The organism is Pseudomonas juntendi (genome assembly GCF_009932375.1).
GTDB lineage: Bacteria > Pseudomonadota > Gammaproteobacteria > Pseudomonadales > Pseudomonadaceae > Aquipseudomonas > Aquipseudomonas juntendi.
This window is the reverse complement of the sequence record NZ_BLJG01000222.1, coordinates 1-1458: the sequence shown is the minus strand read 5'-3', so window position 1 is coordinate 1458 and position 1458 is coordinate 1. Positions and strand designations below refer to the sequence as shown.

The window sequence follows — 1458 nt, the reverse complement described above, 5'->3', positions numbered from 1 at the left end:
CGGCGGTCGAGCTTGCCGTTGGCGGTCAGCGGCATGCGCTCGAGCAGCAGCAGGTGCGCCGGCACCATGTACTCCGGCAGGTCCTCGCGCAGCGCGGCCTTGACCGCCTCACGCCAGACCGCCTGGTCGGCCACCGCTTGCCCGGCCACCAGGTAACCGACCAGCTGGGTGCCGCTCGGCCCCTCCTGGGCCAGCACCACGGCCTCACGCACCTGGGGCAGCGCCTGCAGCCGCGCCTGGATCTCGCCCAGCTCGATGCGGAAGCCACGGATCTTCACCTGATGGTCCATCCGCCCGACGTACTCGATCACCCCATCGGCGCGCCAGCGGGCCAGGTCGCCACTGCGGTACAGCCGCGCCCCGCTGTCGCCGAACGGGTCGGGAATGAAGCGCGTGGCGCTGAGCCCGGCGCGCTTGAGGTAGCCACGCGCCAGGCCCTGGCGGCCGACGTACAGCTCGCCGACACAGCCGGCAGCCACCGGGTTGAGGTCGCTGTCGAGCACGTACAGGCTCTGGTCCGGGATCGGCACGCCAATCGGGCTCGACGCGCCCTGCGCCAGGTCAGCCAGCGACAATGGACGGTAGGTCACGTGCACCGTGGTTTCGGTGATGCCGTACATGTTGACCAGTTGCGGCGCACGATCGCCGAAGCGCTCGAACCACGGGCGCAGGCTGCCGACCTCCAGCGCCTCGCCGCCAAATACCACGTAGCGCAGCTGCTGGTCGCTGCGCTGGCCTTCGGCACAGGCCACCTGCATCAGCTGGCGGAACGCCGACGGCGTCTGGTTGAGCACGGTCACCCGCTGCTCGCACAGCAGTTGGTAGAAGGCCTCCGGCGAACGGCTGACATCCTGCGGCACGATCACCAGGCGGCCACCATGCAGCAAGGCGCCGAACAGCTCCCATACCGAGAAGTCGAAGGCATAGGAGTGGAACAGCGTCCAGCAGTCCTGCCGGCCGAAGCCGAACCAGCCGTCCGTGGCCTCGAACAGGCGCAGCACGTTGCGGTGCGGCAGCAAGGTGCCCTTCGGCTTGCCGGTGGAGCCGGAGGTGTAGATGACATAGGCCAGGTTATCCAGGCCCACCGCGACGTTCGGGTTGACCTCGGCCAAGCCTGCGTAGTCGGTGTAGTCGGCGGCCAGGTCCAGCACCTGCACGTTCGCCGCCAGGCTCAGCCCAAGGTCGCCCTGGCCGAGCAGCAACTGCAGGCCGCTGTCCTCGATCATGTAGTGCAGGCGCTCCAGCGGGTAGGCCGGGTCCAGCGGCACGTAGGCGCCACCGGCCTTGAGGATGGCCAGCAGGCCGACCACCATCTCCAGCGAACGCGGTGCGGCCAGGCCTACCAGCACGTCCGGGCCGACGCCTTGGGCGATCAGCGCATGGGCGACCTGGTTGGCCCGGCGGTTCAGCTCGGCATAGCTCAACTGTTCGCCTTCGCAGACCAGCGCCGGCGCTTGC

Annotated in this window: 1 protein-coding gene; it reads right to left on the bottom strand. The window is 69.3% G+C overall.

Annotated elements, in window-relative coordinates:
- The coding region (locus GYA94_RS22575) for an amino acid adenylation domain-containing protein (RefSeq protein WP_161893137.1) at positions 1–1458 on the bottom strand (1458 nt) is incomplete at both ends.